Origin of the sequence: Ensifer sp. ENS10 (assembly GCF_014852025.1) — a bacterium.
Taxonomy (GTDB): Bacteria; Pseudomonadota; Alphaproteobacteria; order Rhizobiales; family Rhizobiaceae; genus Ensifer.
The window spans coordinates 18,987-43,323 of sequence record NZ_JACVAS010000015.1 but is presented as its reverse complement, the minus strand read 5'-3'; the positions used below and the strand labels follow the sequence as shown (position 1 = coordinate 43,323).

The following is a 24,337-nucleotide window of genomic DNA, read 5'->3' as shown; positions in this document are numbered from 1 at the left end:
TAATTTAGGCTGCGATGTGGCTTTCGCCTTCAAACCAGAGGACATCGCCAGTCTGGATGAGGCGCTCAAGAACCTCGATCATGTGATCGACGGGAATCCACTCAAGCGAGAGGCCGACGGGCAGATCGAAGAACAGGGCGTCGGCCTGCTCATCGCTCAGTCCGAGGTAGAGCTGGGCGACGTGCTCGATTTCGTCGGGGTCTTCCTGCGTTGCCTGCTCGAAGGGGCAGCCGGTCTCAAGGACGTAGGCGTGACCGCCTACGCAGGCGACCCAGGGCAGGTTCCTGCCCGAATGATCGGGAAGGCCCAACTCGGTCGGGTAGACATACACGCCCATGTTGAAACCTAGATCCTGCGTCTCAGGCAATTCGCCTTTGATCGACGCAATAACGCGCTGGATAGCCGGCACGTTCATCATCGCTGCGCTCCTCTCGAATACATCATTAGCTTGCATTTTAGTTTTAGCGCGTAACGTGTTGGAGTGCGGTAGGGTATGAGCGTGCGGATCTGGTCTGTGTCACAATCCTTAGAAGGCGCCGAAGGTTTCGAGCGACCCGAGCTGGTTCATCATGATCTGCTCGGACTCGATCTTCTCCTTCACCATGACCCGCTTGCAGGCGACCCGAATGATCGCGTTCCTCCAGTCGGTCTTGCCGTCAGCTGCGACGTAGATCTCCGCGGCGAAGTTCTTGAACTCCGGATCGGCCATGAACCTGTCGCGCACGGCCGTCGCCTCGTCGGTGCCAACCTGACAGGTCGCTAAGTGGCTGTGCATCTCGTAGTAGACCTCGACCCACGTTCGCGCGGGAGCCGCGGCGTCACCGACCTCACCGAAGCCGATCTGCACCGTGGGTGCTTTGTAGGGCACGACAATGCCGAGCGTGCGCAGGGTATTGCGCCAATGGGCGTAGGCCTGCGGGTAGTCCTCAAATGGCGTGTCGGCATAGTCGCCGCCCGGCTCGGCCAGCCGGACATAATATTCCTGGCCGGCCAGCGTGTCCTCGATCGATATGACCTGCAGGGTGGAGCGCCCGTCAGGGAGCGTCTCCACGTCGTAAACCATGATATCCTTCATCATGCGTAGCCCTTCTCAAGGCTGAGCGCCGCATTGCCGAGCTGCTCGTAGGTGAGCTGCCACAGAACGCGGTCAGCGCCACGCAGCACTTCGAGCGCCTGCGCCTTCTCCTTCAGGTAGAGCCTGGCGAAGTTCGGATCATACTTCACGATGGTCTTGGTGTTGTCGTAGAGATCCGCGACCTTGACCGTCTTCACCCAATCCGGGGCGTTCGACAGCTTGAGCAGGTTCAGTTCGAGCCGCTTGGCTCGGTTGCCCATCTCCTTCGGCACGTTCGTCAGATGCATGACGCCCATCGCAATCTCGCCACCGAAGATATCGGAGATCGTCGTGCTATCGACCTCGGTGTCTTCCACGACATCATGGAGCCAGGCGCAGCAGAGCATCTGCCAGGTGTGCGTCGGCACCGTCTCGACGATCGAGGCCACGGCTTCCGGATGAACGATGTAGGGCTCGCCTGTATACTTGCGGACCTGAGCGATCGCGCCGTGCGCGGCAGTGGCGAAGGCGCGTGCCATCTGCACTTTGTTGGCGCCTGCTTGAGAATAGCCCATGATGGCTCCTTTCGATGTTGCTTATATTCTTGTTTTACAGCGATCAGCGTTGGGATACGGGAGGATCGTTGCGGTTCTGCGCGATCAAGCCGACTGCTCTGGCCGCGCCCATAAGGTCACGCTTGACGTTCTTGGCATCGCGGTGATCAGAGGCGGTGCAGGCGCAGAAAACCTTTCGGGAGCCCTGTGGTCCGTTGATGATGATGACCAGGTGCGATCCGCCTGTGTGTTCGACTGTCGCGGAAGGACAGATTGTGTGGGCGAGCTTCAACAGTTCGCGTTTGCGCTTTTGGACACTCATGTCAGAATCTCGCGTAGTAAGGGTGATCTTGGTAGTGCGGCGCGCTTTCCACTGGCTCAGGGACCGCAAATGCGGCCTGGGCCATTTCATCGATAGCAGCGGCACTAAGCTCAGCGGCCCGCCTTTGCCGGGTCTCTTCCCGTCCGACGACCTGCGTGAATAGGTATTGGGCTCTTTCCGCGTTTCGCTCCTCGTCCTTCGATAGGTATTCGTTGGTCCGAGGTCGGTAGCGGTAGACGATCCAGGTGTTTTTCGATGGGTCGGGGTTTTTCATAACCCCGATCTCAACGTCACCAATCTTCACGCGGTTTTTCATGGCTAGGCCTGCCTGGTCTGACCGCGCTCCGGCTCCAGGTGTGCAACCAGGCGATAGGTATTGCCGTCAGACAGCTCCACCAGCACATCAGAGGTTGAGGAGGGGCCGTGGGCGCCGTTGAAGTGGCGCTTGGTGAAGCGTGTGTTCTTGGGAAAGAACTCATATTCGAGCGCGGCCTCAACCAGCTCGTCGAGAATGTTCTGGGGCGGTGCCATCAATGTCTCCTTGGTCTAAGTAAGCACTTACTTATTAGTTATAGCGCAAAGCACGACGGAGTGCGCTCGGCAATGAGCGCCACTTGTCGGAGCTTAGTAGTCGCTGGCGTAGAAGATCGACATGACCCGGATGGTCACGTTGGGATCCTCCGGGTGGTCCGACAGCACTTCCTCATTGAGGGCGTAGTAGTCGAACTTGAACATGAACTCCTCGTCATCGACGGTGATGCGGCCATAGTCGCGCTCACCGTGGGGATCATTGGCCTCGCTGAAGTCGGAGAAGTCCCTGATAGCGTCAAGGATCTTGGTCATCTTCAGACTGTCGCCGGTCTCCTCAATCAGCGCACCGGTTACGATGATCTTGCCGTTGCGCGCCTTGCGCCGCGTGCGCAGTTCGTCGTTCAGCTCCGCGATGCGGGCTTTCTTTTCGTCTTCGGTCATCAGAGATCCCCTCGTTCGCCGGTAACTTCGCGCATCTTGCGCTGGACTTCCTTCAGGCGCTCCTTGAGCACCGCTTCCTCCACCATCAGAGGACCGAGCTTCTCAAGCCGCTGGATCACACCGTTGGCGATCAGGCTATGCTCGAAGCTGCCCACACTGTCCTCGACCGCGGTCGAAAACTCGATACGGTGCTGCATCGAGACAGGTGCAAACTCATGGGCGGTCATCAAAATCCTCCAAACGAAGGCAGCGCCTTCAACTTCGCGTCATTCTCCGCGGCAACCAGGCGTGCTGTCTCGACCGCGATAATCGCTTCCAGCTCGGATTGCTCGCGGCGCTTCTTGATCCCTGCGATCGTCTGCAGGTGCATCGCCTTCGCACGAGCCTCGCCCTGGGTGCGGTTCTTGACCTGGATCCGCTTATGACCCTGCAGCACGAACCAATGCTTCTGCGTGCCTGCTGCGGGGTTAGGGTGGCGTGGATCCTTCTTGTCGAGCTTTTCCAGCACCAGGTAGGTGTCGGCATCCGGAAATTCCGCGTCCTTGAACGACGCCTTCACGTCGCTGAGGAAGATCCATTTGTCGCCGACCTCTTCCATCAGCGGCATACGCTTGGGCTGAAACTCAGCCCAGAGTGACCTCAGACCGTCAAACGACGCCTCATGATCGAAATGGATCTCTCCACTCCGAGCCGTCGTCGGGCGCAGCTTATCGGCCGTGATCGTGCCGGAGCCGATCTCGTCAAGGACGATCGTGTTCGCAGTCGTGCCGTGATAGCGCGGCGCAGCCGAGGTCGTGGTGAAGGGAGGCTGCACAAGCTGCATGTAAAGGTCTTGGAAGACCGACTTGCCGAAGGACCGAGCGGACACGATCGACAGTTCACGGGGCTCCCACCCGCCCTTCAGCTTGTCGTAGAGAGATTGGAACGTCACGCCGCTTTCTCCCAACGCGGGCTCACAGCCTCGATCGACTCCGTGCCGACCAGCACCGTCCAAATCTTATGGCTGATGCCGTCCTTGACCTCGATCTCGACCGTGCCGTTCGGAACGTCGATCGTGCCCAGGTTACCCTCAAAGGAGCGCCCGGACTTCATGTAGACGATGACCGGCCTGGTGTGCCGGCTCTTGCCCATCTCGGCGATCTGCTTAACCAGGCGCGAACTCATGCCCGACCTCCCTGCACGACCGACAGAGACGGCCGCTGACGCGCAGGACGCTGAACCGGCAGCGGCACAGGCTCATCAGCCAGAACCTTCTCCTGGGACTCGCTGACGGCCGCTACAGCCTCTTGAAGCGTGGCCGGCATGTCCGGCGTGCGGGACATCTGATAGACCGCCTCTTTCGGAATCTTGGCGAGGATGACGACGGCTCCGAGCTTCCGGGTCACGAGCTTGACGTTATCGCCGTCCTCTTCGAGGAGAAGCGTGCCGGCGCTGAGCGCCATATTCATCAACATGGGCAGAATCATTTCAGCCTCCTAAGTAACTGCTTACTTATGTTATAGCGCAAATGAGTTTGGAGCTGCATCAGGACGCGCGCGGCAACTCTTCTTCCCTCCTTGCGAGCCAGGCCGCAAAGGCAACGTCGGTATCGGCCCCGGCATACTGAATGGACTTCTGCACGCCGGCCATGAGCGCCGACCGCTCGTTCTCGGGGTAGTCGGCAAGGTTCTTGATGGGGCAGGGATCCTCGGGGTGGAGCTTGGCCCACTGCTTGCGCATCTCCGCGAGGAAGCCAGCGGTTGCAAACTCCAACCGCTGCCTGTTCGTGACGTTCGGCGCCATATCAGTGCCGCGTCTTCATAGCGGTGAGCGTGTCGAAATCCACAACGTCCGGATCGGACGCGATATCGAGCAACACCTTCATGAGCTTGGGATGACCGAGGGCGAAGACGAGTGCGAACAGCTTCTTGCCCTGCTCGATCATAGCGCGGTCTTCATCCGTCCAGGCCTCTTCCGGCTGATTGAGCCGATTGCGGTCATAACCGAAGGTCAGCGCCTGGACTGCACCATCTGCCTTAAGAACCAGCGCAACGTCGCCCGCGTCGATCGGGGCAGACGCATTGAGTTCGATGGCAGAGGTCAAAGCGTTGGTCATTGTATGCTCCTTGAGAACGGTCAAGCTCTTGCTTTCGCGTCATTTCGTTATGAATGAATTATAACAGGAGCAGAGCGGAAGCGCACACGTTCCACCAGAACGTTTACCTTAAGGACGACAAAGCCGTGCCTGCGGCACTTTAAACCTTTCGTATGTTCTTACGTTTGGATAGGAAACCCTTGGGAAGTAAAGCAGTATTGGACTACCGCATATGCCTACGCCAGATACGAAAAAGGCCCGACGGGGCGGGCCTTTTGTTTCAGAGATTGTCCAGGTCACGCCTGAACTTCTTGGGGTCAATCGGCGCGCACACATAGGTTTGCGAGATGATCTTGCGGCCCGTCACGTCGTCAACCAGCGAAGGTGGCATGTCCGTCATGGTCTTCACCCTGAACGCACAGTCCTCTTTGGTCGTGATGCCTTGCGCGACGACTCGGGTCTCGGGCGCATTGCCGCCCAGGACCAAGATCAGCGTCACCATGTATGCGATTTCCATATGCCTGCCTTGCCGGTTTGTTTAAGCTGCGGCCTTTATACCGAGCTGCCGGGTAACAGTCGAGACGGTGCAACCGAAAATGCGCCCGTCATGACAGCGCTTGATCTGCACCGTATACTTCGGCGCGTTCGGCTTGATGCCGACGATCTCGTAGGCCGTCCGGTCGATAACCACGGCCTTGCCGAACCAGTCCGGCTGCATTCCATACATCGCCGCGTAGCGCCTGAACGACGCCTCGGCGCTCGTCATACCGGAACCATTGTCACGCACAGAGACGGCGATCTTGATGTGCGGATTGTGGTCCCCATATAGCCCTCCACCGCACGACAGGTCGACGCCAAAATCGTCCGCAACCTTGCCTAGCGCCGCCTCGATGGCGCGCGACAGGCGGGTATGCTCGGCACGGGTAAACGAGGTGATTTTCATGAACGTTCTCCTTGTTGTAGCGGACGGCGCAATCCCTTGCGCACAAAGCGTTTCTAGTCATACTAATCACGAAAACGTGAGCGGTTTTCCACATAGCTATTTAGCTAATAATCCGCGCGAAATTCCCGTCACGCTCTTGTGTATTCGTGAGTTTATATATATCTGCAGCAAGCTTGGATTGCGGCAGGCTTTTTATCCCCAAAACATGAAACCCTTGACGGTATACAACCTAGGCGTAGGAATGTATTCCTATAGAACGTAACAGGAACAGAGAGAAGAAAATGACGCACTTGGATTTCACACACCACGCCTTGGATCTGCGCTCCGCAGTCATCGCTGCGATTGAGGTCTACATGGTTCGACAGGGGCTGGCGTTTAACCGTGTCAGTTTCATCGAGCAGAAGGAAACCGATCTGATCCAGCTCGGTAAAGAGGCGCTGTTTTACGGCGCGGAGGTGGTCCCAGAAGACCTGGCGTTGGCATCTTGACGCCACGCTTTAATCAGTTTTTCCTTTTCCTTCTGAACGAACGCAGCCTCGTAGCGAGGATGGCGCTCCCAGAATTTCAGCTTCTTCTCGCAGATCAAAAGCTCCTTCTCTACGGAGGCTCTCTCTTCGCGGGTTCCGCGTTTAGAAACGAACATTAGAAACAGGTAATTCGAAAAGTGTTCGAGGTATTTCATTGACCCGTTCATCTTCCAGACATCGATGTCCGCAAAGTTTCTCGGCGCAGTGTCGCTGTAGAAATACATGTCTGTCTCCGTCTTGTTGCTGACAGAGACATAATCTCATCTCAAAACTTGGAATTCGGCTGGTGATCAGTGGCTATTGACGATAGGCAGAGCGGCGCCTATCTTTGCGGAGTGGACCCAGGAGCGCTAACTCCCAGGTCCGTTTGCCTTACCCTACGAAATTAACCCGGACGGTCACTGACCAGCTCGTCCGGGTTTTCCGTATCTGCAAGGTGATGCCAAATGGTATCAACCACATGGGCATTCCTCCGTATCAAGAGCGAGGCACTCGCCGATGCTGACGCGGCCCATCCTCGCCAGCACGCCGGCTGGTCTCGGCGTATGCTGCTTTCGCTCGTGATTCGAAACTTATAGCAGCGTCAGTCCTGGTTGTCGGCAGGCATGAGCACGTTCTTGAAGGCGTTGAAGTAGCGATCGATCTGCTCGGCGTGCGTCGGAAATGCAATCTCCGCGGGATCCGGCGCCTTGGTAGCGAGCAGGATCTGCGAGACCTCGCCCGGCTGCGGCTTGATCTTCTCAACGTCGGTGACGACCTTGAACAGGTGCGCGCAGAACAGCAGATTCACCTTACCATCCTGGACCGTGACGACCTGGGTGATTGCCAGATCCTCCGCACGGATCTCGACGCCGGTTTCCTCAAGCACTTCACGCGCGCCAGCCTCCTGCCAGGTCTCGCCGAGACCCTGGTAGCCACCCGGAAGGGCAAGCTTGCCAAAGCCGTCTGCGAGCGCACGCCGGATCAAGAGCAGCCCACCGTTGACGTTGACCATCGGCACGACGACCGTGCCCGGGTTGTCGAAGCACTTGTCCAGCGCGGCCGCGACCTGTTGAACCGTGCGGCGCAGATCGCCATAGCCTTCGCCATACTTGTGCCAGTCGTCTGCGGTGCTGGCGTCTCCGAGGCCCTTCTTGAGGGTTGCTGCTGCGGTTTTGTAATTGGTCATGTCTTTCTCCATAGCCTCTAACCAGAAAAGGCGCCACAAGGGCGCCTTCTCCGTTTATGTCGCGGGATCCGCGGTTACTTGATGTTGACGAACGGGATAGCCGAGCCAGGCACGAAGCTCGTCGGCAGCTTACCGTCCCAGCGCTCGGCCTTCGTCAACTCGACCAGGTTGGGCGACTGAGCGAGAGCGTCGGACTTCGCCTTGATGGCAGAAGCTTCGGCTTCACCTACGGCGCGGATACCATCGGCACGAGCCCGTTCCTTCGCGAGATTGGAGTCCGCTGCAGCCTGGGCGGCAGCAACGTCGATCGCGTTCTGAATAACCGCCTTCTTCTGCTCCTCGCGCTTGGTGTTGGCCTGCATTTCAGCCATCGCACGATCCTCGGCCGCCTGTTCGACCGCATCGGAGAAGTTGATGTTCTCGATGTTGACGCCCTCGATCCGGATCAAACCATTGCCGAGCGTGCCGATCGCCTTGACCACCTCGTTGTTCAGACGCCCACGCTCGCGGATCGCGGTCTCAGCGGTGAACTGACCAAAGACGTTCTTGATCGCTTCCTTGATGTCGCGCTTGAGGAGACGATCCTCGAGCCCTTCAAGCGTCTGGAACTCGCGGTAAATCGAGGCGACTTCCTGATCCGTGCTGACGGCCGCGTAGTTGACCGAGAAGGTCACGGTCGCGGTCTGACGGTCGCCAGTGTAGACCGGCTCTTCCGGGAACTCGACGACCCGCGTGCGCAGCGAGATCGTGTTGGCGTGATCGATGAACGGCTTCTTCCAGTGGAAGCCGGCAGGCGAAACGCCGGCAATCTTGCCCTGGCTGACGACAACGGCGCGCTCGCCTTCATCGACGGTGTAGAACGACCCGCCGAAAATCGACAGAACGACGATGGCGACGAGTGCGCCGAGGATAAGGCCAATCTTGCCCATTTACTTCTTCTCTCCTTCAGAGTGGATCCGCTTGCGGATCAGTTCGAGCGCCTTGACGACGCCCATTGCGATGATGATGGCGACGATCAGAGCGCCAATTGCGTAGAGGACCATCAGAAAAACGTCCCGATCGCCTTTGCAGCCGTGACGATGGCGAACGCAGCCACGAACAGACCGGCGATGAGGATCGCACCGCGGTTGCCGTTGAATGCCTTGCCGTTCGAGTTCAGGGTGTTCATGTCTTCGGGACGCATCTGTTTGCCTCGCTCTGATTAAGTAATGAATTACTTATAACGCTGTTGTCGTTGGAGTGCGTGAGGGAGTGAGCGGCTTATGCAGCCGCTGCCTGCTCCTCCTCGGTGCGCTTCCTGACGACGTTGCAGAAGTTGACCAGCTGCAGGTGTGAGTAGGCCGTGAGTTCGTCCCAATACTCGGTCTGCAGCAGGCGGCCGTCCTTGTAGACGGTGCGAAGCTCGTTAATGAGATCGCCGAGATCCTCCTCGCGGATCGCTTCCAGCTCGCCGTCGTTGAGGACCACGGCCTGCCGGCCAGCCTTCGACGCCTTCGAGGGATCGGTCGCCGGCTTCTTCTGGACATCGACCCAGCCAGAGCCGAAGTCGATCGCGTTCGCCTTCATCGCGAACCGCATATCGTCGCGCATGTGGCCCTGCAGCAGCCCACCGCCCATACCAAAGGCAATGTTGTCGATCGAGAAGCCTTCAGCGACCAGCGCCGTCACCAGGCGGCCAATGGAGTCGCCATTCATGCCGTCGCCCTGGATGACGCCGACCTTCGGATTCAGAACCTTGTAGCCCTTCGAGTTCGTGGTCCCGCCGAAGATCTCCCAGAGCTTCTTGACGACCGCGACCGGCGTTGCGACGGGATCGCCACTGTCCGGACGAATGACGAGCTTGCCGTCGAGTTCGAGGATCTTCCCCTTCAGCCTGTCGCCGAAGATGTTCTCGATCGCATTGAACAGGTCGTAGCTGTCGGAGACGATCGAGAACAGGCCATGCCCGAACTCGTCCATCATGTTCTCGTAGGCTTCAGCTTCCTGCTCCTTGCCCCACGAGGTCATCGTGGAATGCTCGGATGCGGGGATCGAGAAGCCGGCCGTATCGCTCGGATAGTAGAAGCGGTCGATGAACTGCAGGGCTTCGAGCGTGTCCGTGCCCTTGAAGTTCAGAAGGTGAGCAGCACCACCGATGCCAGCGGACTCGCCAGACGATACGCCGCGCGCGCCGAAGTCGTGCAGCTTGAACGGGATCTGACCATCCGGATCGTCCGACGTGCGCTTCAGGGCGTCATAGATGATCGCCTTGGTGATAAAGGACAGCGTTGCGACAGAGGACGGATACCAGATGGCGCGCAACAGTGCCGTCTCGACAAAGCTCGTGAGCCACGGGAAGCGCGGATCGGTGTTGCGCACCTGGATCATCGGCGTGCCGCGCGGAACAATCGCACCTTCCGGCAGCGCCTGGATCTCGATCGGCAGGAAGCCGCGGTGTTCGTCCAGAATAATCGCCCAGTCGCTATCATTGAACGGCAGACCGTGACCTTCGAGCTGAGCAGCGGCCTCAAAGATCATATCTTCGGTGATCGGCTTCATCAGGTATTCCTTGATGAACGCCTGCAGGCCGAAGAACTGCGTGATCTGCTTCTTGTCGGAGCCGCGCCGCGCCTCGATGTAGGAGGACACGAACTGCGCACCATGCGGATACTGCAGAAAGTGGCTGTGCTTGTAGCTGTCCGTGGACAGAATGATGTTCTTGGTCATGTTACTCCCCGTTGAGAATGTTGGAAATGAGGGTGTGGTGATCCTCGTAGAAGCGGTCGGTGCCCAGCTCCTCGAAGTCGAACCAGGCCGCGTCAGAGGCGTCGTCGCCAGCTTCCGGCGTCTTGACCTCAACCTCGGCAGGAATGTCGAAGTGGAACACCGTCGAGGCGATGCGACCGCGCAGCGAGCGCTTCGGATTGTCGGCGAGCTGGAAGCCGGCGAGGTAGTCGGCGATATCCTGACCGTCGATCGAGGCTTCTTCCTTCAGCTCGCGGATCGCGGCATCGATGAAGCGCTCGCCCTCTTCGACAAAGCCGCCCGGCATGGCGAGCTGCCCGCGGCCGGCAGCCTTGCCGCGCGTGACGAGGAGAACCTTGCCGCGCCAGGTGATCAGCACGTCGGCTGCGAGGAACGGCCCCTTGCCATACTTCTTGGCATCGGTCTCGAGGTCATCCTTCCACTTCACCAGATCCTTGAACTCCTGGGTGAAGGAGAACTGCTTGAGCCATTCAACGACCGGCTTGGAGCAGGCGTCGTGCGGCAGGTGAGGGAGCCGGCGAAGGTAATCATCACGGATATCGGATGCGTTCAGCGTGCCGTGCTGAATGTCGATCTGGATCGAATCCCACTCCGGGAACATGTCCAGGTAGTAGGACGAGGCGTCCTTGCCGAAGCCGGCGAGCGCAACCTTGAAGTCGCGAATGCCGTGCAGGCGGATGCCGCCCTTGTTGCCGTGCGACAGGATGGCTTCAGTGACGCCCTTCTTGAGGTTGTCGCGCCAGTCGTGGTCATGCTCGTAGTCGTAGAGCGGGACGAGGACCATGCGCCCGGTCGACAGCTCATGCTGGAAGACGCGGGCAAACATCGCCTGGCGTTCGGCGAAGGAGAAGGGATTCTTCGGGTTCGCAGCCAACAGGCTCGACCCAACGACAACAATCAGGGTTTCGACCCGCTCAAGCGCGCCGCGGATGACGGCCTCATGACCGATATGGAGCGGCTGAAAGCGCCCGATGAAGATGCCGTAGTGGAAGTCACGCATCAGTGGATGCTCCTGGAATAGCGGTAGTTTCCGCTCTTGGTCTTGATGATGTCGCCGTCGATGCCTTCGATCGGCTCGGAGTAGAAGGTCTTGCCTTCCAGCGTCCCGCCGACGACCTGGCGAAACGAGCCAATGTCGAGAAAGCGCGCGTTGGTGATGGTCCCGAGAATGCGCTGAGTGCCTTCGCTCATGTCTGATCCTCTAAAGTAATGACTTACTTACTTTATAGCGCAAAAGAGTTTGGAAGCGCTCGCGGTTATGAGCGCTTCCAAGTGGTGGGATCAGCCGTCGGCGTTATCGATCTCCTGAAGCTGCTTCAGGATTTCCTCCCTCGACAGCGAGGCGAGCGCCTTGTCTTCCTGGATCGCAAGGGCTTCGACCAGCTTCTTGCGGCGCTCGGCGTCAGCGGCCCTCTTTTCAGCGGCCTTCTTCTCGGCGATCTTGGTCGCAATGACCGACTTCACCACGTCCAACTTCTCCGACAGCAGCGTCTTCGCCGGATCGGCGCTCTCAGCGACGAAGCTTTCGTCCTCGGCCGACTTCAGCTCATTGGCGATGGTCTTCGCCACGATGTTGAGGTTGAAGGAGTTGTTCGAGGTCAGGGGAAGATCCCACAGCTGTTCGGTGGTCAGTTCACCGCGGTTGGAGGAATAGCGGAACTTCTTGCGCGAAGCGGTTTCAAAAATGGACATGGTTGCTCTCCTTAGAAGCTGATTTCGTATGCGCGGGTGGCCTTGTCGCCTTCGACGACGACGGTAGCCTTGTCCTTGCGGGTGGATGAGAAGCCGACGCCGGACAACTGTTCGGTCGAAGGCGCGCACTTGGTCTTGGCGCCGAGCACCTCGAAGACCTTGCGGTGAGGTTCGAATTCACCCTTCAGGTATTCGTTGTAGAAGCCGCGCACCTGGTCGGGGTTGATGCAGTCCTTCAGGATGAAGAACCAATGCTTGTTGCCGATCTCCTGACCGTCCCAATGGTTCGGGGACGCCATCAGCGTGTTGACCGGCACGAGCTGCTCGGTGGTGACGCCCCACTTGCCCTGCGAGAACGAACCGCCCTGAACGCCATCGCCGGGCTTGATCGCAACGATAGCGCGATCCTTCACGGTGATTTCGAGCGCCTTGACCATATTCTTCGAACCGACGGCCCGGTCGTAGGTGAAGCGATGGATCGCGCCCATGCATTCCACCTCAAGCTCGAAGCCGACATCGATGTTTTCGCGCTTGGTGAAGTTGTGAACCCCAACACGGTAGACGCCATCGTAGACATCGCGACCGTTGAAGACGACGTTCTCGACCGCCTTACGGCTGGACGGCGAGACGTTCATGTCAACGTCCTGGTGGCCCTGCTTGTCGCCGTAGAAGATCTCCGCACCACCCGGCCAGTGGACGTGAATATCGAGGTCGTCGTAGTTGAACCAGCCAAGGCTGATGCGGAAGTCTGCCTTCACGTTGCCACCCGCAGCCTTGACGCGCTCCTTCAGGCTGTCGGTCACATCGCCGTCGTAGGACCAGGCGAACTGGTTGTCCCACTTGAACAGCTTGCCGGCGTCGGGATCGACGGGCGCGGTCAGCGACATGAAGTTCGCCATGTGCTTGTTCTGCACCAGCACCTTGATCCCGCGAGCATTCGGAACGACGTTCTCGAAGAACTCGTCCACGGTGATCGGCATTGCCTTCTTGATATCGACCGGCGTCGACTTCGCCGAGGTCATCAGCAGACCGGTCAGGCCGTCCTTCATCTGCGGAGCGACCGAGTTGTCCACGAACAGCACGTTGTTGACCGACACGTCGGAGAGCTTGGCGAAGCGGCGCTCAACCGCGGACTCGAGGCCCAGCTCCTTCAACTTGTCGACCGCCTGCTCGATCATCTTCGGCGTGATCAGCGACGTGGTGCGCTTGTAGTTCTCCGGCGCGACCTTCTTCTCGAAGGACCGGACGGCTGCTTCCAGCTCGACGCCGGCAGACAGGTCATCGACCAGCGTGCCGATCACGGTGTTGCGGAACAGCGCAGCCGGATTGTTGTAGTTGAGCCACAGGAAGACGGCCTTGTCGGCTTCCGGCGCCCGGCGCGGGTATTCCATCGAGAGCTTCTTGAAGGCTTCAACGGCGCGCTTGTGCTCAGCGCCGCGATAAAGGGCGTTGCCCTCGATCAGCTCAAGCACCTGCTCGATGTTGCCAATGGACAGCGTTTCGAGGCCGCGACGGAAGACACCGAGGTTGGTCGTCGCCTTGCCGCGATCAGCATCCGGCGTGGAAGAACGATGACGATCGGCGATCGATGCCTGGAAGTGGGTGAAGCGATGCGTTACGCCGTCGATGATCTCGTGATTGGGAGCATGACCAATGGAGCGCTCGACCGTGCGGAACAGCGACTTGACGGCGCGGCTCTTGACCCGCTCATCGAGTGCCTTGGCGACAACATCGTAGGGATACGGCAGCGCGTTCGCCGGGAAGGACCAGATCGTCTGGATGCGGCCGCCTTCCAGGCTGACAACGTGACCGACATTGCGGATGAACGCCCGGTCGTAGGAGCCGTCGTGTTCGGTGCGAACGCGGAAGATCGGGTTGGTGCCTTCCGGGAAGGAGGCGAGGTAGAGGTCGAACATCTCGTCGCGCTCAACGTCCACGACATACAGCTCCTTGTCGGAGAGAATGTCGAACTTCTCCTTCACGGCTTTTGCGAACTGCGGAAACTTGTCGGTCATGCGGGTCTTTACTCCGTTAAAAGTCACAGTTAGAGAGGGCGCTGACTGCGCCAACTCTCTGAATTCGTTATGTTTATTGTTTAGCAGACGCTCAGTTGGAGCGCGGCAGGGTTACGCGTCATCCTCGTCGTCGCGCTTGAATTCCTGCGCGACCTGCCAGTCGCGGAAGGACAACTGCGTCTGATCGAGGGCAACTTCTGCCTTCCACCGATCGAGCGGAAAGTCCTTGTCCATCTCGTCCCAATTCCAACCGTCGTCACGCTGCTCCTCATGCCGACGCTTCGAGGTCATCAGGACCATCGTGTAGAACTGGATGAGAGCCGGAGCTCCACCGTGCTGCGGACCCTTCACTTCCGGCACGATCTTCTTGCGGAGTTCGTGCTGCGCCTGGTTCATGATAAAGGCGCGCTTCCAGCAGGTGATGAAGGCCTCGATCTTGGCGTCGGTCGCTTCCTCGTCACGGGTCTCGCCCTTCTTGACGTAGAGGATTTCTTCGAACACCTGCTTGGCGTCGTCGAAGGTCTCGCGGCGCTGCAGGAGCCGGTCGAGATCCATCATCGTCTTCCAGTAATCCTTGTCCTCGTAGCGCTGAAGCGGCTTCAGCTTCTCGACGGTCTCGCGGATCACCTTCTCATGCTTGGTAATAGCATCGCCGAGCGTCTTGCCATCGATCGACCATTGAATCTTCAGCGAGGTCAGGAAGTCGAACACCTCGGCGTCGAGGTAGACAGGATGACCGCGCTTGTCTTCGCGGGGGCGCCAGTTGTCGCCCTTCTTGAGGCCAAACAGCGGCGAGTCTTCCAGGAGGTCGACGCCACCGTAATCATCGTAGGCGCCGAGGACAGGCGGCACGAAGATTGCCATGTCGTTTCCGAACCGCTCATTGCCGATTAGGGCGACGTAAATCTTGGTCTTGTGCGGAATGTCGATCCCGGAGATCGCGCAGCTTTCGTTCCAGCAACCCATTTAAAAACCCCTCATGACGAAACTCGGATGGAAAAACATTGGAGAGACAGGCGGACGGTCGGCGGGAATTGCCACCTTCGGCACGACGCGGATGCGGTAGGCGCAGCGAATAAAACCTTCGCGGTTAAACACCTGCTCTTTGGCAGTTTGAATCGCGTCCTTGCGCGTCGGCCATTTGTTGCCGTAGCGCCGAGACTGCGTGACCGTCCCGAAATTCTCCTCGTAGACGTTGACGTAGAAGCCGCGCTCGGGCTGCGAGATGCCCGCGAAATCACTGCGCGTCTCGTTGCCATATAGGATGGTGCGACCGGCCATTACGCAGCCACCTCGTCGGGCTCATCCCAGGTTTCGGCAAAGCGGCAGTTCGACGGCATGTGTTCGAACATCGGGCGGATCTGCTCGCGCTTGTAGCCGGCGAGACCGCAGCCGATCGGCGTGACGTAGAAGGTCAGGTCCGGACGGGACTCGGCGAAGCGGATGAACTCGATCACCGAGCGCTCGATCTCGACCAGGCCACGGGTGCGGATCCGCTCATCCTTGGTCGGAATGCCATAGGACTCGCCCTGCAAGCCTTCGCCCTGGAAGAGAACAGCGCCCTTCTGTTTCAGGGCGTAGAGCGCTGCACCAGCGCCGTGACGACCGGCGAGGTTGGAGCCAAATACGAAAATGTCGGTCATGCGGCTTCCTTTTGCTGTTCGGGCTCAAACAGGTCGATGTAGTCGGACATCTCCTGCTGCAGCTCCTGGATGAGTTGGTCGTATTTCGCCGGCTTGAGGGCCGACACCCGACGAGCCTTGAGGTCCGTGATCCGCGCCAGGTAGAAGCGCAGATTAGCCTCGTGGTCGTGGTCGATATGAAGGTTCGGAACCTCGAACATGCGCAGGCCAGCAGCCTGTGCGGCTCTGCGGATCGATCCGCGATGCGCCGAAGTGGAGACGCTGTATTTCATGGAGTTGATAAGCAGCACGGTCTGACGGCCGACCTTCACCTTACGGGCGATAGCAACACCCCAGGAGTGCGCCCAGTTGTCGGTGAAGGAGAAGCTGCCGGCTATGTAGGAGCCGCCCGTGCTGTGGACATAGCCCTCTGCAAGATCCATGTGGGTCACTGAAAACTCCTGCGATAAGTAATCTCTTACTTATCGTTATAGCGCTGATGATTTTGGAGTGCGGCAGGTAATGAGCGGACGACGAGCACAGGAAACTCGTCGTCCGCAGCTGCGTAGCCGTCGGTTAGCTTGCGGCAGGAGCCGGCAGGCTACGCAGACGTTCGGCAAGCTTGCTGTCCGAACGAAGGGTGAGCGTCTGTCCGGAGCGCGTGGCAATCCCGACAGTCGCAAAGAGGTTCATGATCTGGCCCGACTGCGAGCGGGCAGTGCCCTCGCCAAGACCGGATGCCTTGTAAGCACCAACGACATCGGCAGAAGTCATCGAGCCCTTGGACTCAAGCACACCGAAGGCGATCATGACGTAGGTGGACGGCGCCTTACCGGCAGAGAGGGCGGTGAAGAGGTTCTCGAACTTCTCCGCGATCTTCACCTGGCCGGGCTTGAGCGCCATCGTGGCAGCGCGGGCGGCTGCCAGGTCATCAGCCGACATCGAGGCGGGATCGCCATTCAGAACGAAGAACTCGTCGGCGACCTTGGAGATATCGCGCGGCGTGCGAGCAGCACCGGTCGAGGCAGATGCCGCCCTCGGTGCGCGTGCGCCCTTGGTCTTCGCGGCAGTGGGTGCCGGAAGTTCGGTCGTCTCGATCGCCGAAGAGGTCTGCTCGGCGTATGCCTCGTTCTTGGCGATTGCCAGGTCGAGGTCAGCCAGGTCGTCAGCGCCAAGCTCCACCTGGGTTTCTTCCTGGATCACGGACTCGTCCTCGGCCGCGGCTTCAAACTCCGGACCAACCTCGTCGTCGAGGATCACGTCCTCCTCGGTCGTGGCTTCAAGGTCGAAGTCGGCGAGAACGGCGTCGAGCGATGCGAGGTCGGCTTCGTGTGGCATGGTATTCATTGCTGCTGCGGTCGGCATTGCTTCACTCCTTGCTAAGTGATTGCGTTACTTGATGAATTCGTTGTAACGCAATCACTCTTGGAACGCGGCAGGATTGTTACGCAGCGAGCTTCAATCCTTCGAGTTCCGGCATGGAGAAGAAGTTCCAGTCGAGGCCCTTCAGGTAGCAGTCCATCATCACGTCAACGTCGTAGGCTGCAGAGTGTGCCTTCGACGGGTCGTAATCGACGCCGCAAGCGAAAGCCAACTCACCAAGACGCGGCTTCTTGCCGTCCGCGGTCGCCCAAACGCCATCAAGCATCGTATCGATCCACGGCTTATCCGTGAGCGTCAGCCCGATCCGGCGCATCTCCATCTCGGCGAACGGCTTATCGAAGCCATTGCCATTATGAGCGACGACAAAATCGCAACGGTTGAGGATCTGGTTGATGGTGGGAGCGACCGTATCCCAGATGGGCATACCGATCAGGTCGCCGGCTGAGATACCATGAACGCGCTGTGCGTCCGCGGAGATCGAGCGCTGCGGATCAATCCGCTGCTCGTAGCTCCAAATCTTCGTTCCACCGCGGTAGAGGCCAATATAGGCTTCGATGATGCGGTGATCCGGTTCGAGCTTGCCCGTCGTCTCCCAATCGAGACCGGCGATAATCGGAATGTGGGTCACTTAGCGCTCCAATCGTAAAGGTCGTCGTGGCGCAGATGGCAACGCCGACAAAGTTGCGGCTGCATGTCCCAGCCAAATTCGAAATCGTGCCCGCTAATGTCCTTGCAGGGACGTGGGATTCGGAGGAGCTGGAGAAGCTTGCGGATCATAGATGCTTCCAGGTCTTGCGATTGAGGACGTTGATGATGGTCGAGCGCGAGACGCCGTATTCCTCGGCGAGCTGCTCGGGCGTGTTATCGTTCGCAGCCGCCCGGATCTTCACCACCTGGTCAGCGCTGAGCTTCGCATTGGAATTGGAAGAGCCGCGACCGGTCTTCAGACCCGTGCGATGGGCGTGCTTCTCGTTGTCGGAGCCGGAAGACCATTCAAGATTGGACTTCGCGTTGTTCTCCTTGTTGCCGTCGATGTGGTTCACCTGCGGCAGATTGAGAGGGTTCGGGTGGAAGCGCCAGGCGACGACACGATTGGTCAGGATCGACTTCGTGTGACCCATGAAGGTCATGTTGAAGTAGACGCGGCCCGACTTCTTTTGGACCTGCTGAGTAACGATCGAATAGCCCTTGGAGCGATCGACGTTACCTTGCGCGTCAGCCTTGTTCGCCCGGTGGATCGTGCCGTCTTCGGAGACGATCAGATACGCCTTACGAAGTGCGGCCTTGATCCACGCATCCTTGGGGAACTTCTTACTCACAGATGCTTGTCCTTGTGGAACTCTGAGAACATCTGGCCGTCCTTAACCTGGACCTGCATCGTGCCAACACCAGCGGCTGGATACATGCGAACAATCATCCGCGAGAGCCAGGCTAGAATGGCGAGCTTGCGCATGGCGCGCTTGGCGATCCGGTAGTCTTCGGCCGTCAGCATGACCGACTGACAGTCCGGACATTCCTTGCCGATCAGACCCTTGTGCAGGCGATCAACGTCTTCCATGTAGTGACAGGCATCACAGGCCAGCTTTTGCTGCCTTGCGCTTTGCGGCTTCATCTCTCAGTTCCTTCTCGATATTCGCCAGCATTGCGCTGATGTCACGCGGCGCCAGGCCGCTTGTGGAGTCGTAGACAGAGACGACGATCAGGTAGAATTCCTTCAGGGTGATCCTGCCGGCGTCGTATGCGGTCATCCATTTTTCGATGACCTCAGAAGTCTTGCGGCCCAGCTCCTGTCCTAAGCTGGGCCAATCATCCGCTTCAGCCATTGCAAGCTCCGTTAAAGTAAGTGCTTACTTCACTTATAGCACAACAGAAGACGGCAATGCGTGGTAGTTAGGCCGGCGACGAATGGCGTCTTCATAGGCCATCAGGAAGTATTCCTTGGCCTGGTAGGCGCCCATCATCTCGATCTCGTAGGGTGCGACCAGGCTGTTGTCGTGCAGCCTGCCCGACTCCCACTCCTCGCGTGCGTCCTTGGGCACGATCTGCTGCGCCTCGGCTGCACAGACGGCCTCGTCGGCAATCTTGACCTCCTTCGGAAGCGGGAAGATCAGACCGAACCGCTGAGCGACCGCCCATTCGGCGCGATCCTCAAGCGGCTTGTAGACCGCATAGACCTCGGGCTTATGCTTGATCGGCCGGATCATGTCGGACAGCAGGTATTCCGGCGCGTCGTGCAGCAGGGTCTCAAGCTCAAGGTCAGGGCGCTTCAGGTGCTCGACCATGAACTTTGCACACAGGACCGAATGTTCAGCGACGGAGAACGAGATCCGGCTCTTGAACTTCTTGTGCTGCGTGGCGCCGTTCCAGCGGTTGTTGCAGGCGAGATGATGCGCAACAACCTCGATGTCGATCTCTTCCGGACGCGGGTCGAACGGCCAGATCTTCCGACCGTTGGACGAGTGCATGTAAGGACCGCGCGAGGCGACAGCGGGAGCCGGCGTCGGGGCGTAATCGGTTCGCATAACCTGGGTCATGGGATCTCCTTACGCTGCAACTTCGGTTGCAGCGTTGTCGTTGACCGGTGCGGACTTCCACTTGCCGTCGGAGTGCTCGTAGGTCTCCTTCAGCAGGATCCGCGGACCCGGCAGATAGATGATGATGCCTTCGGGACGCATGAAGCCCGGAGCGGCGCGGGATCCGCCCTCTGCCAACTCACGCATGACGCGCTCGACCGCAGCGCGCGTGAATTCGCCAGCGTAGAGAACCGGAACGGCGCTCATGCACGACGGGCGAACAGCGGCGTCGGACCAGCGACCAGTGTTGAACAGCGAGAAGCGCTTGTCGGAACCGGTCAGGCCATAGGCGCGCTGGATGCCGGAGCCCCACCATTCGCCGAAGTGCTGGCCGTCGCCGAGCTTGGCTGCGATTTCTTCCTCGTTCTCCTCGATGTAACGGGCGAAGCCGTAGTTGTCGGTGAGCTTGCCGGGCTGGATCCAGCGCTGACGCGAGCCGACGCCAACGATCTTGCCGTCTTCGATCAGGATCTGACCGTTCGAGCCGTCAAGCTTCTCGGTGATGACGCAGCCGAAGCCCTGCTTGGCGCGGGAGATCTTCTGGAAGCTTTCGAACTCGCGTTCCGGGATGGTGATGGTCATGCAATATCTCCGTTAAAGTAAGTGCTTACTTAACTTATAGCGCGCAATGCGACGGAAGACATCACATTGCGCGCAGGGTTATCGAGTGGGATCAGCCGTTGGGCTTCAGACCGTTCTTGTCGAACAGCTTCTTCAGGGTCTTGCGGCAAATCTTCAGCTCGGCCTCGATGGCGCGGTTCGACTTGCCTTCAGCGTGCAGGACCAGAGCGAGCGTGTGCTTCTCGGGCATCGGCTCAGGGCCGTCATACGCCTTCTTCTTGGGCGCGGCCTTCTTGGGCTCGACGACCTTCTCGGTCTTCACCGGCTTGGCAGCTGCCTTCTTCGGCGCAGGCGGAGTCACAGGCGCAGGTTCGGCCTTTGCGGGCTGCGAGAGTGCGGCCGAGTAGTCACCGCTCTCAGCGGCCTTCTGTGCGGCCGTGCGCTGCTCGACGATCGCCTTATCCGCACGCTGACGCAGATCCTTGATCGAGACGTTGCCAGCTTCCTCACTATCGAGGGCGTGAACCACCTTCGCGACCGGAACAGCCGGGATCGGAAGCTTTGCGGCACCGGCAACCGCAGTGGTCGAGACATTCTCGCCCTGTGCAGCGCCAATAACGACCCGCTCGGTGATCGCGACGTGATTGCCGGCAATGACGTTGGCGAGAAGCAACGCGCTTTCGCTGTCCGTCGTCATCGGCTTGTTCTCACGAACCTTGTCGGCGCCGTCCTTCGGAAGCTTGGCGACGATGTGGTAGCCGGCGACACGCATCTTGTCGGGCTCGTTGTAAGGAACCGCGATCACGTCTTCGGGCGCGATCTTGACCAGCATGATCGTATCGCCGTGGAACGACTTGACGTAGCCGCGACGGGCGATGTGCAGACCAGTCGAGCACTGCGTCCGGCGTGACGGATCGACCTTATCGATCGGCATCGAGACGTGCGCGCCGACACGCTGGCGAACCTTGCGGGTGTGCGGATCAGTGAAGACCTCGTTGCCTTCGGCGTAGAGCATCTTGTAGGCGACGATCGAGCCGTCGGCCGCGATCGGCAGATCGCCCTTCTTCATGAAGTTCAGCAGCTCCTGGACCGAGTGACCGCGATCCTTGCTGACGGATGCGATGCGCTCCATGAACTTCGTGAAGCCTTCATGGCTTTCGAAGGCGGCGTATTCCATCTGCTTTTCGAGGCGCTGAACGTTCGGCACCATCTTCTCGCCGGCCGGCGTCTGGACGACCGCGACGGTGATTTCGTCGTCGTCCTTCAGGAGCTTGCCGCTGTCGTCGCGCAGCGTGTCGCGCAGAGCTTCAGAAGCCGTCACGGGATCGGCCGTCTCAGCTGCTTCGACCGGCTTCGGACGGTCCATCTGACCGATGACTTCCGTCGTGTAGTCCTTCTCGGCTTCGCGGCCGATGAACTTCTTGACGGTCGTCTTGAAGAAGCGGATGAGGCCCTTCGTCTGCTGCTCGATCCGCTTCTCGATGGAGAAGCTTTCGAGGTCGATCTCAACGATCTCCTTGCGGGCGAGGGCTTCGACCGTGGCGTCAAGGATCATGCGCGTGCGCGCCGAGTCCTTCACCAGGTTCAATTCCTCGCCATCTTCGAGGTAAAAGGTAATGCCATTCTGCGATGCAATGGCACCGGCTACGCGAACCTTGCTCATGCTGCCTCCTTCTGGGCGTCAGTGGTATTGTCGTTGTTCGGGGATACGGTCTTCGCCTTGCGTTCGTGGCGAGCCTTGAGCCACTTCAGCAATGCGAGGGTTTCGTCGAAGTCGTAGACGGCGCGGCTACGATCGGGACTGAAGTTGCCGTCGGACAGAACCTTCAGGAAGGAAAAGCGCTCGTCTGCCGTCTTGGCATCGAGGCATGTATCCTTGAACTCGCCCTTGGCGATCCTGCGGACTTCTTCCCAGACGGTCTGATAGTCGCGATACTTCTTCGTGCCGTAGTTGTAGCGATCCTGCATCACCTGCATCAGGAACTCGGCCTTCTCCGTCGCCTCGTTGGTAACGATCTTGGCGTCGGGGAAGAAGAATTGCGCGAAGCGGATATCCTCCATGATCAGGTCTCGCGCCATGTGCGAGACCGACCGGTAATGACCGGAGCTGATCAACTCGCCCTTCCTGCAAAGGTAGGCGAAGGCGACTTCGCGATTGCTGGCGATAGCCTTCAGCTCATCAATCAGCGCCACCTCGATATCGCGAGAGCCCATCATCTTGAGCTTAGCTTCAGCCTTGACGGTGTTTGCGAGCGCGATCTCGCCGAAAAACTTCCCGAAGTCTTCGCGGCGATCAAAGAAGCGCAGGTCGATATCGAGCCTTTCAAGGCCACCGCGAACGTTCATGTAGAACTTCGGCGCCGTCGGCAGCGTCTTCTTCTCGGCGATCCGATACCTGCCGTTGGCGCCGTGCTTCACTTCGGAGAAGGCGTAGAACAGGCCCTTCTCGACCTTCTCGCCGCGCTTGGGCTTCTTGCGCTCCGGGAACGGCAGGAATTCGGTGTCGAACTTGAAGTGCTTGGACAGCTCCTCGATCTTAGCGCGCAGCTCAGCCGTCATCTTCTTGACGACAAACACCGTCGTCAGATCCTTCGAGTGCCGCAGCTGCGAGTTATTGGCATAGCGGTTCATGAGAACCTTGAGGGCGTCACGCTGCGTCGGCGAGATCAGGATCTGCTGACCGACCGGGCGCGAGCCGTTGTAAGCGTCCATTGCGCCCAGCTTGTCGCGCTGATAGGTCGCCTGGTGGTCGTAGACCATCAGGTCCGAAAGCAGGTTCAGCTTCGAAGCCATGCGCAGGACCAGGCGCCGCGTGTGGCGATAGATTTCGCACTCCTGCTCGCGGTGGATGCCGTAATAGCCGTGAACCAGCGGCTTACCACCCATGCGCCGGAACGTGCGCCGGCTATCGCGGAACTTCTTCTGCAGGCCGGCGAGCAGAACGCGCTGGCGCTGATCACGGGTCGTGAAGAGGTTCGGCTGCGCCAGCGCGATCGCCTGGGCGATCTGCTTACGGTCCTGGATATTCGAGCCGCCGTAGGCGCTGACCGTCTCTTCGGTCATCGACAGGTTGATCTGATGGCGCTGAATACCCTTGACCCGCGACTTGATGTGATCGCGAACAGCCTTTTCGCCGTCATGCTTGAGCGACGAAGTGAACGCCTTCAGAAGCCGGACGCAGGTCTCGATCGTCTTGTCCGAGTAGGAGAGGGACTCGCGGGAGGGCGTGACACCGACAGAGTTAGCCGGCGCCAGCAAGATCACACGGTTTTCGCCGAGATAGTTGGCGATATGGCGCGTCTGCTTGGTGATCTCGGCGTGCGTCGTGGTCAGCGGATAAAGAACCGTGCCGTAGAGGACATAGACGACGCTTTCGTTCAGCTCGCCATAGCCCTGACGACGCATCAGCATGTAGCCGAGCTTGCGCGACGGTTCGTAGTCGATCGTGTCGAGGAGCACGTCGTTCAGCTTGGCCTTGATGCCGCCCTGGCGAACAACAGCCTTGATGTGGTTTTCGAAGTTCTGGCGATCGGTAGCGTTCCGGATCGGGATCGAGACCGTGATGCCGGTTGCCTTCGTCGGCGTCTGGACCATCGGACGCATGTCCGGCTTGCCGTCAGTCTCGGCGCCACCGCGCGAGACGGCGTAGACCGTGCGAAGACCTTCGAAAGCGGACGTGACCGAGAAGTGGTCGGAGTAGGCGAAAGGTGCCTTCGAGCCGAGACCGAATCCACCAGTTTCCTTCTCACTCTTGACCTTGGTCGAAGCGCCGTAGATGCAGTAGATCGGACGCATACGCTCGGGCGCGATGCCAGGACCGAAGTCCTTGATGACCAGCTCCTCGTTGGTGAGCTTGATCTCAATCGGCAGATCGGTCTGATCGGTGATGATGTGCGCGTCCCAGGCGTTACAGATCACTTCGCGGGCGACGGCGCGGACCTTATCGCGATAGAGCGTGTCGGAGAGAACCGTGAAGAACTCTGCGGACTCGGACATGCCGAAGGCTTCAGCCTTGCCACCACCGATGACGGCGTGCGTGTCGAGTTCTTTGATGTTTGAAACCTGCATCGTTGCTGCCTCTTCTAAGTAATCACTTACTTATGATGTTATAGCTGACGACACGTTGGAGTGC

38 protein-coding genes are annotated in these 24,337 nt (G+C 59.2%); 1 reads left to right on the top strand and 37 read right to left on the bottom strand.

Going from position 1 to position 24,337, the window contains the following annotated elements:
* Positions 1 to 4: 4 nt before the first annotated feature.
* The 15 genes from IB265_RS33020 to IB265_RS32950 form a co-directional block, all read right to left on the bottom strand.
* Positions 5 to 418: a hypothetical protein gene (locus IB265_RS33020; RefSeq protein WP_192495883.1), complete on the bottom strand. Its 414-nt coding sequence runs from the start codon at positions 416 to 418 to the stop codon at positions 5 to 7.
* 108 nt (positions 419 to 526) lie between these two features.
* Positions 527 to 1,078, bottom strand: coding sequence for a hypothetical protein (locus IB265_RS33015; RefSeq protein ID WP_192495882.1), 552 nt, complete (start codon positions 1,076 to 1,078; stop codon positions 527 to 529).
* Positions 1,075 to 1,629, bottom strand: coding sequence for an HD domain-containing protein (locus tag IB265_RS33010; protein WP_192495881.1), 555 nt, complete (start codon positions 1,627 to 1,629; stop codon positions 1,075 to 1,077). The genes IB265_RS33015 and IB265_RS33010 overlap by 4 nt, the downstream gene beginning before the upstream one ends.
* Before the next feature lie 43 nt (positions 1,630 to 1,672).
* Positions 1,673 to 1,930, bottom strand: a complete 258-nt coding sequence (locus IB265_RS33005) for a hypothetical protein (RefSeq protein ID WP_192495880.1) — start codon at positions 1,928 to 1,930, stop codon at positions 1,673 to 1,675.
* Between the two features lies 1 nt (position 1,931).
* Complete coding sequence (locus IB265_RS33000; RefSeq protein ID WP_192495879.1) at positions 1,932 to 2,246, bottom strand: hypothetical protein; 315 nt, start codon at positions 2,244 to 2,246, stop codon at positions 1,932 to 1,934.
* Positions 2,247 to 2,248: 2 nt separating this feature from the next.
* Positions 2,249 to 2,461 carry a hypothetical protein gene (locus tag IB265_RS32995; protein ID WP_192495878.1) on the bottom strand — a complete coding sequence of 71 codons (213 nt, stop codon included), beginning with the start codon at positions 2,459 to 2,461 and terminating at the stop codon, positions 2,249 to 2,251.
* Between the two features lie 93 nt (positions 2,462 to 2,554).
* The gene (locus IB265_RS32990) at positions 2,555 to 2,902 is read right to left on the bottom strand and encodes a DUF3768 domain-containing protein (RefSeq protein ID WP_192495877.1); all 348 of its coding nucleotides are present in this window, start codon (positions 2,900 to 2,902) and stop codon (positions 2,555 to 2,557) included.
* Positions 2,902 to 3,129 carry a hypothetical protein gene (locus IB265_RS32985; protein WP_192495876.1) on the bottom strand — a complete coding sequence of 76 codons (228 nt, stop codon included), beginning with the start codon at positions 3,127 to 3,129 and terminating at the stop codon, positions 2,902 to 2,904. Before IB265_RS32985 ends, IB265_RS32990 begins: the two co-directional genes overlap by 1 nt.
* Entirely contained in the window at positions 3,129 to 3,833 is a 705-nt protein-coding gene (locus IB265_RS32980; protein ID WP_192495875.1) for a hypothetical protein, read from the bottom strand. Before IB265_RS32980 ends, IB265_RS32985 begins: the two co-directional genes overlap by 1 nt.
* Positions 3,830 to 4,066 carry a hypothetical protein gene (locus IB265_RS32975; RefSeq protein WP_192495874.1) on the bottom strand — a complete coding sequence of 79 codons (237 nt, stop codon included), beginning with the start codon at positions 4,064 to 4,066 and terminating at the stop codon, positions 3,830 to 3,832. Before IB265_RS32975 ends, IB265_RS32980 begins: the two co-directional genes overlap by 4 nt.
* Positions 4,063 to 4,368, bottom strand: a complete 306-nt coding sequence (locus tag IB265_RS32970) for a hypothetical protein (protein WP_192495873.1) — start codon at positions 4,366 to 4,368, stop codon at positions 4,063 to 4,065. The genes IB265_RS32975 and IB265_RS32970 overlap by 4 nt, the downstream gene beginning before the upstream one ends.
* Before the next feature lie 58 nt (positions 4,369 to 4,426).
* A complete protein-coding gene (locus tag IB265_RS32965) occupies positions 4,427 to 4,684 on the bottom strand; it encodes a hypothetical protein (protein WP_192495872.1) in 258 nt (85 codons plus the stop codon).
* Between the two features lies 1 nt (position 4,685).
* The gene (locus tag IB265_RS32960) at positions 4,686 to 4,997 is read right to left on the bottom strand and encodes a hypothetical protein (RefSeq protein ID WP_192495871.1); all 312 of its coding nucleotides are present in this window, start codon (positions 4,995 to 4,997) and stop codon (positions 4,686 to 4,688) included.
* Between the two features lie 259 nt (positions 4,998 to 5,256).
* Complete coding sequence (locus tag IB265_RS32955) at positions 5,257 to 5,478, bottom strand: hypothetical protein (protein ID WP_192495870.1); 222 nt, start codon at positions 5,476 to 5,478, stop codon at positions 5,257 to 5,259.
* Between the two features lie 36 nt (positions 5,479 to 5,514).
* The gene (locus IB265_RS32950; RefSeq protein ID WP_192495869.1) at positions 5,515 to 5,919 is read right to left on the bottom strand and encodes a hypothetical protein; all 405 of its coding nucleotides are present in this window, start codon (positions 5,917 to 5,919) and stop codon (positions 5,515 to 5,517) included.
* Between the two features lie 281 nt (positions 5,920 to 6,200).
* Between IB265_RS32950 and IB265_RS32945 the strand changes: the two genes are divergently transcribed.
* On the top strand, positions 6,201 to 6,407 hold the full coding sequence (locus tag IB265_RS32945; protein WP_192495868.1) for a hypothetical protein: 207 nt from the start codon (positions 6,201 to 6,203) through the stop codon (positions 6,405 to 6,407).
* Here IB265_RS32945 and IB265_RS32940 read toward each other — a convergent pair.
* The 22 genes from IB265_RS32940 to IB265_RS32835 form a co-directional block, all read right to left on the bottom strand.
* Positions 6,362 to 6,670, bottom strand: coding sequence for a hypothetical protein (locus IB265_RS32940; RefSeq protein ID WP_192495867.1), 309 nt, complete (start codon positions 6,668 to 6,670; stop codon positions 6,362 to 6,364). The genes IB265_RS32945 and IB265_RS32940 overlap by 46 nt on opposite strands.
* Positions 6,671 to 7,029: 359 nt before the next feature.
* Positions 7,030 to 7,614 carry an NUDIX domain-containing protein gene (locus IB265_RS32935; RefSeq protein ID WP_192495866.1) on the bottom strand — a complete coding sequence of 195 codons (585 nt, stop codon included), beginning with the start codon at positions 7,612 to 7,614 and terminating at the stop codon, positions 7,030 to 7,032.
* 74 nt (positions 7,615 to 7,688) lie between these two features.
* Positions 7,689 to 8,543 (bottom strand): SPFH domain-containing protein, encoded by an 855-nt coding sequence (locus IB265_RS32930; RefSeq protein WP_192495865.1) that lies wholly within the window; start codon positions 8,541 to 8,543, stop codon positions 7,689 to 7,691.
* 113 nt (positions 8,544 to 8,656) lie between these two features.
* The gene (locus IB265_RS32925; RefSeq protein WP_192495864.1) at positions 8,657 to 8,797 is read right to left on the bottom strand and encodes a hypothetical protein; all 141 of its coding nucleotides are present in this window, start codon (positions 8,795 to 8,797) and stop codon (positions 8,657 to 8,659) included.
* Between the two features lie 77 nt (positions 8,798 to 8,874).
* The gene (locus IB265_RS32920; protein WP_192495863.1) at positions 8,875 to 10,320 is read right to left on the bottom strand and encodes a nicotinate phosphoribosyltransferase; all 1,446 of its coding nucleotides are present in this window, start codon (positions 10,318 to 10,320) and stop codon (positions 8,875 to 8,877) included.
* Between the two features lies 1 nt (position 10,321).
* Positions 10,322 to 11,359: an NUDIX domain-containing protein gene (locus IB265_RS32915; RefSeq protein ID WP_192495862.1), complete on the bottom strand. Its 1,038-nt coding sequence runs from the start codon at positions 11,357 to 11,359 to the stop codon at positions 10,322 to 10,324.
* Entirely contained in the window at positions 11,359 to 11,550 is a 192-nt protein-coding gene (locus IB265_RS32910; RefSeq protein WP_192495861.1) for a hypothetical protein, read from the bottom strand. The genes IB265_RS32915 and IB265_RS32910 overlap by 1 nt, the downstream gene beginning before the upstream one ends.
* Before the next feature lie 90 nt (positions 11,551 to 11,640).
* Complete coding sequence (locus IB265_RS32905) at positions 11,641 to 12,051, bottom strand: hypothetical protein (protein WP_192495860.1); 411 nt, start codon at positions 12,049 to 12,051, stop codon at positions 11,641 to 11,643.
* 11 nt (positions 12,052 to 12,062) lie between these two features.
* Complete coding sequence (locus tag IB265_RS32900) at positions 12,063 to 14,066, bottom strand: hypothetical protein (protein WP_192495859.1); 2,004 nt, start codon at positions 14,064 to 14,066, stop codon at positions 12,063 to 12,065.
* Positions 14,067 to 14,177: 111 nt separating this feature from the next.
* Complete coding sequence (locus IB265_RS32895; protein WP_192495858.1) at positions 14,178 to 15,032, bottom strand: hypothetical protein; 855 nt, start codon at positions 15,030 to 15,032, stop codon at positions 14,178 to 14,180.
* The gene (locus IB265_RS32890) at positions 15,033 to 15,347 is read right to left on the bottom strand and encodes a hypothetical protein (RefSeq protein ID WP_192495857.1); all 315 of its coding nucleotides are present in this window, start codon (positions 15,345 to 15,347) and stop codon (positions 15,033 to 15,035) included.
* Positions 15,347 to 15,709: a hypothetical protein gene (locus IB265_RS32885; RefSeq protein WP_192495856.1), complete on the bottom strand. Its 363-nt coding sequence runs from the start codon at positions 15,707 to 15,709 to the stop codon at positions 15,347 to 15,349. The genes IB265_RS32890 and IB265_RS32885 overlap by 1 nt, the downstream gene beginning before the upstream one ends.
* Complete coding sequence (locus IB265_RS32880; RefSeq protein WP_192495855.1) at positions 15,706 to 16,140, bottom strand: hypothetical protein; 435 nt, start codon at positions 16,138 to 16,140, stop codon at positions 15,706 to 15,708. The genes IB265_RS32885 and IB265_RS32880 overlap by 4 nt, the downstream gene beginning before the upstream one ends.
* Before the next feature lie 124 nt (positions 16,141 to 16,264).
* Positions 16,265 to 17,053, bottom strand: coding sequence for a hypothetical protein (locus tag IB265_RS32875; RefSeq protein ID WP_192495854.1), 789 nt, complete (start codon positions 17,051 to 17,053; stop codon positions 16,265 to 16,267).
* A 79-nt stretch (positions 17,054 to 17,132) separates the two neighbouring features.
* Complete coding sequence (locus IB265_RS32870; protein ID WP_210334663.1) at positions 17,133 to 17,699, bottom strand: 3'-5' exonuclease; 567 nt, start codon at positions 17,697 to 17,699, stop codon at positions 17,133 to 17,135.
* Positions 17,700 to 17,844: 145 nt separating this feature from the next.
* Positions 17,845 to 18,390, bottom strand: coding sequence for an HNH endonuclease (locus IB265_RS32865; protein ID WP_192495853.1), 546 nt, complete (start codon positions 18,388 to 18,390; stop codon positions 17,845 to 17,847).
* A complete protein-coding gene (locus IB265_RS32860; protein ID WP_192495852.1) occupies positions 18,387 to 18,683 on the bottom strand; it encodes a hypothetical protein in 297 nt (98 codons plus the stop codon). Before IB265_RS32860 ends, IB265_RS32865 begins: the two co-directional genes overlap by 4 nt.
* Complete coding sequence (locus tag IB265_RS32855) at positions 18,643 to 18,894, bottom strand: hypothetical protein (RefSeq protein ID WP_192495851.1); 252 nt, start codon at positions 18,892 to 18,894, stop codon at positions 18,643 to 18,645. The genes IB265_RS32860 and IB265_RS32855 overlap by 41 nt, the downstream gene beginning before the upstream one ends.
* A 33-nt stretch (positions 18,895 to 18,927) precedes the next feature.
* Positions 18,928 to 19,605 carry a hypothetical protein gene (locus tag IB265_RS32850; RefSeq protein ID WP_192495850.1) on the bottom strand — a complete coding sequence of 226 codons (678 nt, stop codon included), beginning with the start codon at positions 19,603 to 19,605 and terminating at the stop codon, positions 18,928 to 18,930.
* A gap of 9 nt (positions 19,606 to 19,614) precedes the next feature.
* Positions 19,615 to 20,226 (bottom strand): RNA ligase family protein, encoded by a 612-nt coding sequence (locus tag IB265_RS32845; protein ID WP_192495849.1) that lies wholly within the window; start codon positions 20,224 to 20,226, stop codon positions 19,615 to 19,617.
* Between the two features lie 91 nt (positions 20,227 to 20,317).
* Positions 20,318 to 21,868, bottom strand: coding sequence for a hypothetical protein (locus tag IB265_RS32840; protein ID WP_192495848.1), 1,551 nt, complete (start codon positions 21,866 to 21,868; stop codon positions 20,318 to 20,320).
* Complete coding sequence (locus IB265_RS32835; protein ID WP_192495847.1) at positions 21,865 to 24,273, bottom strand: ATP-binding protein; 2,409 nt, start codon at positions 24,271 to 24,273, stop codon at positions 21,865 to 21,867. The genes IB265_RS32840 and IB265_RS32835 overlap by 4 nt, the downstream gene beginning before the upstream one ends.
* Positions 24,274 to 24,337: the final 64 nt, after the last annotated feature.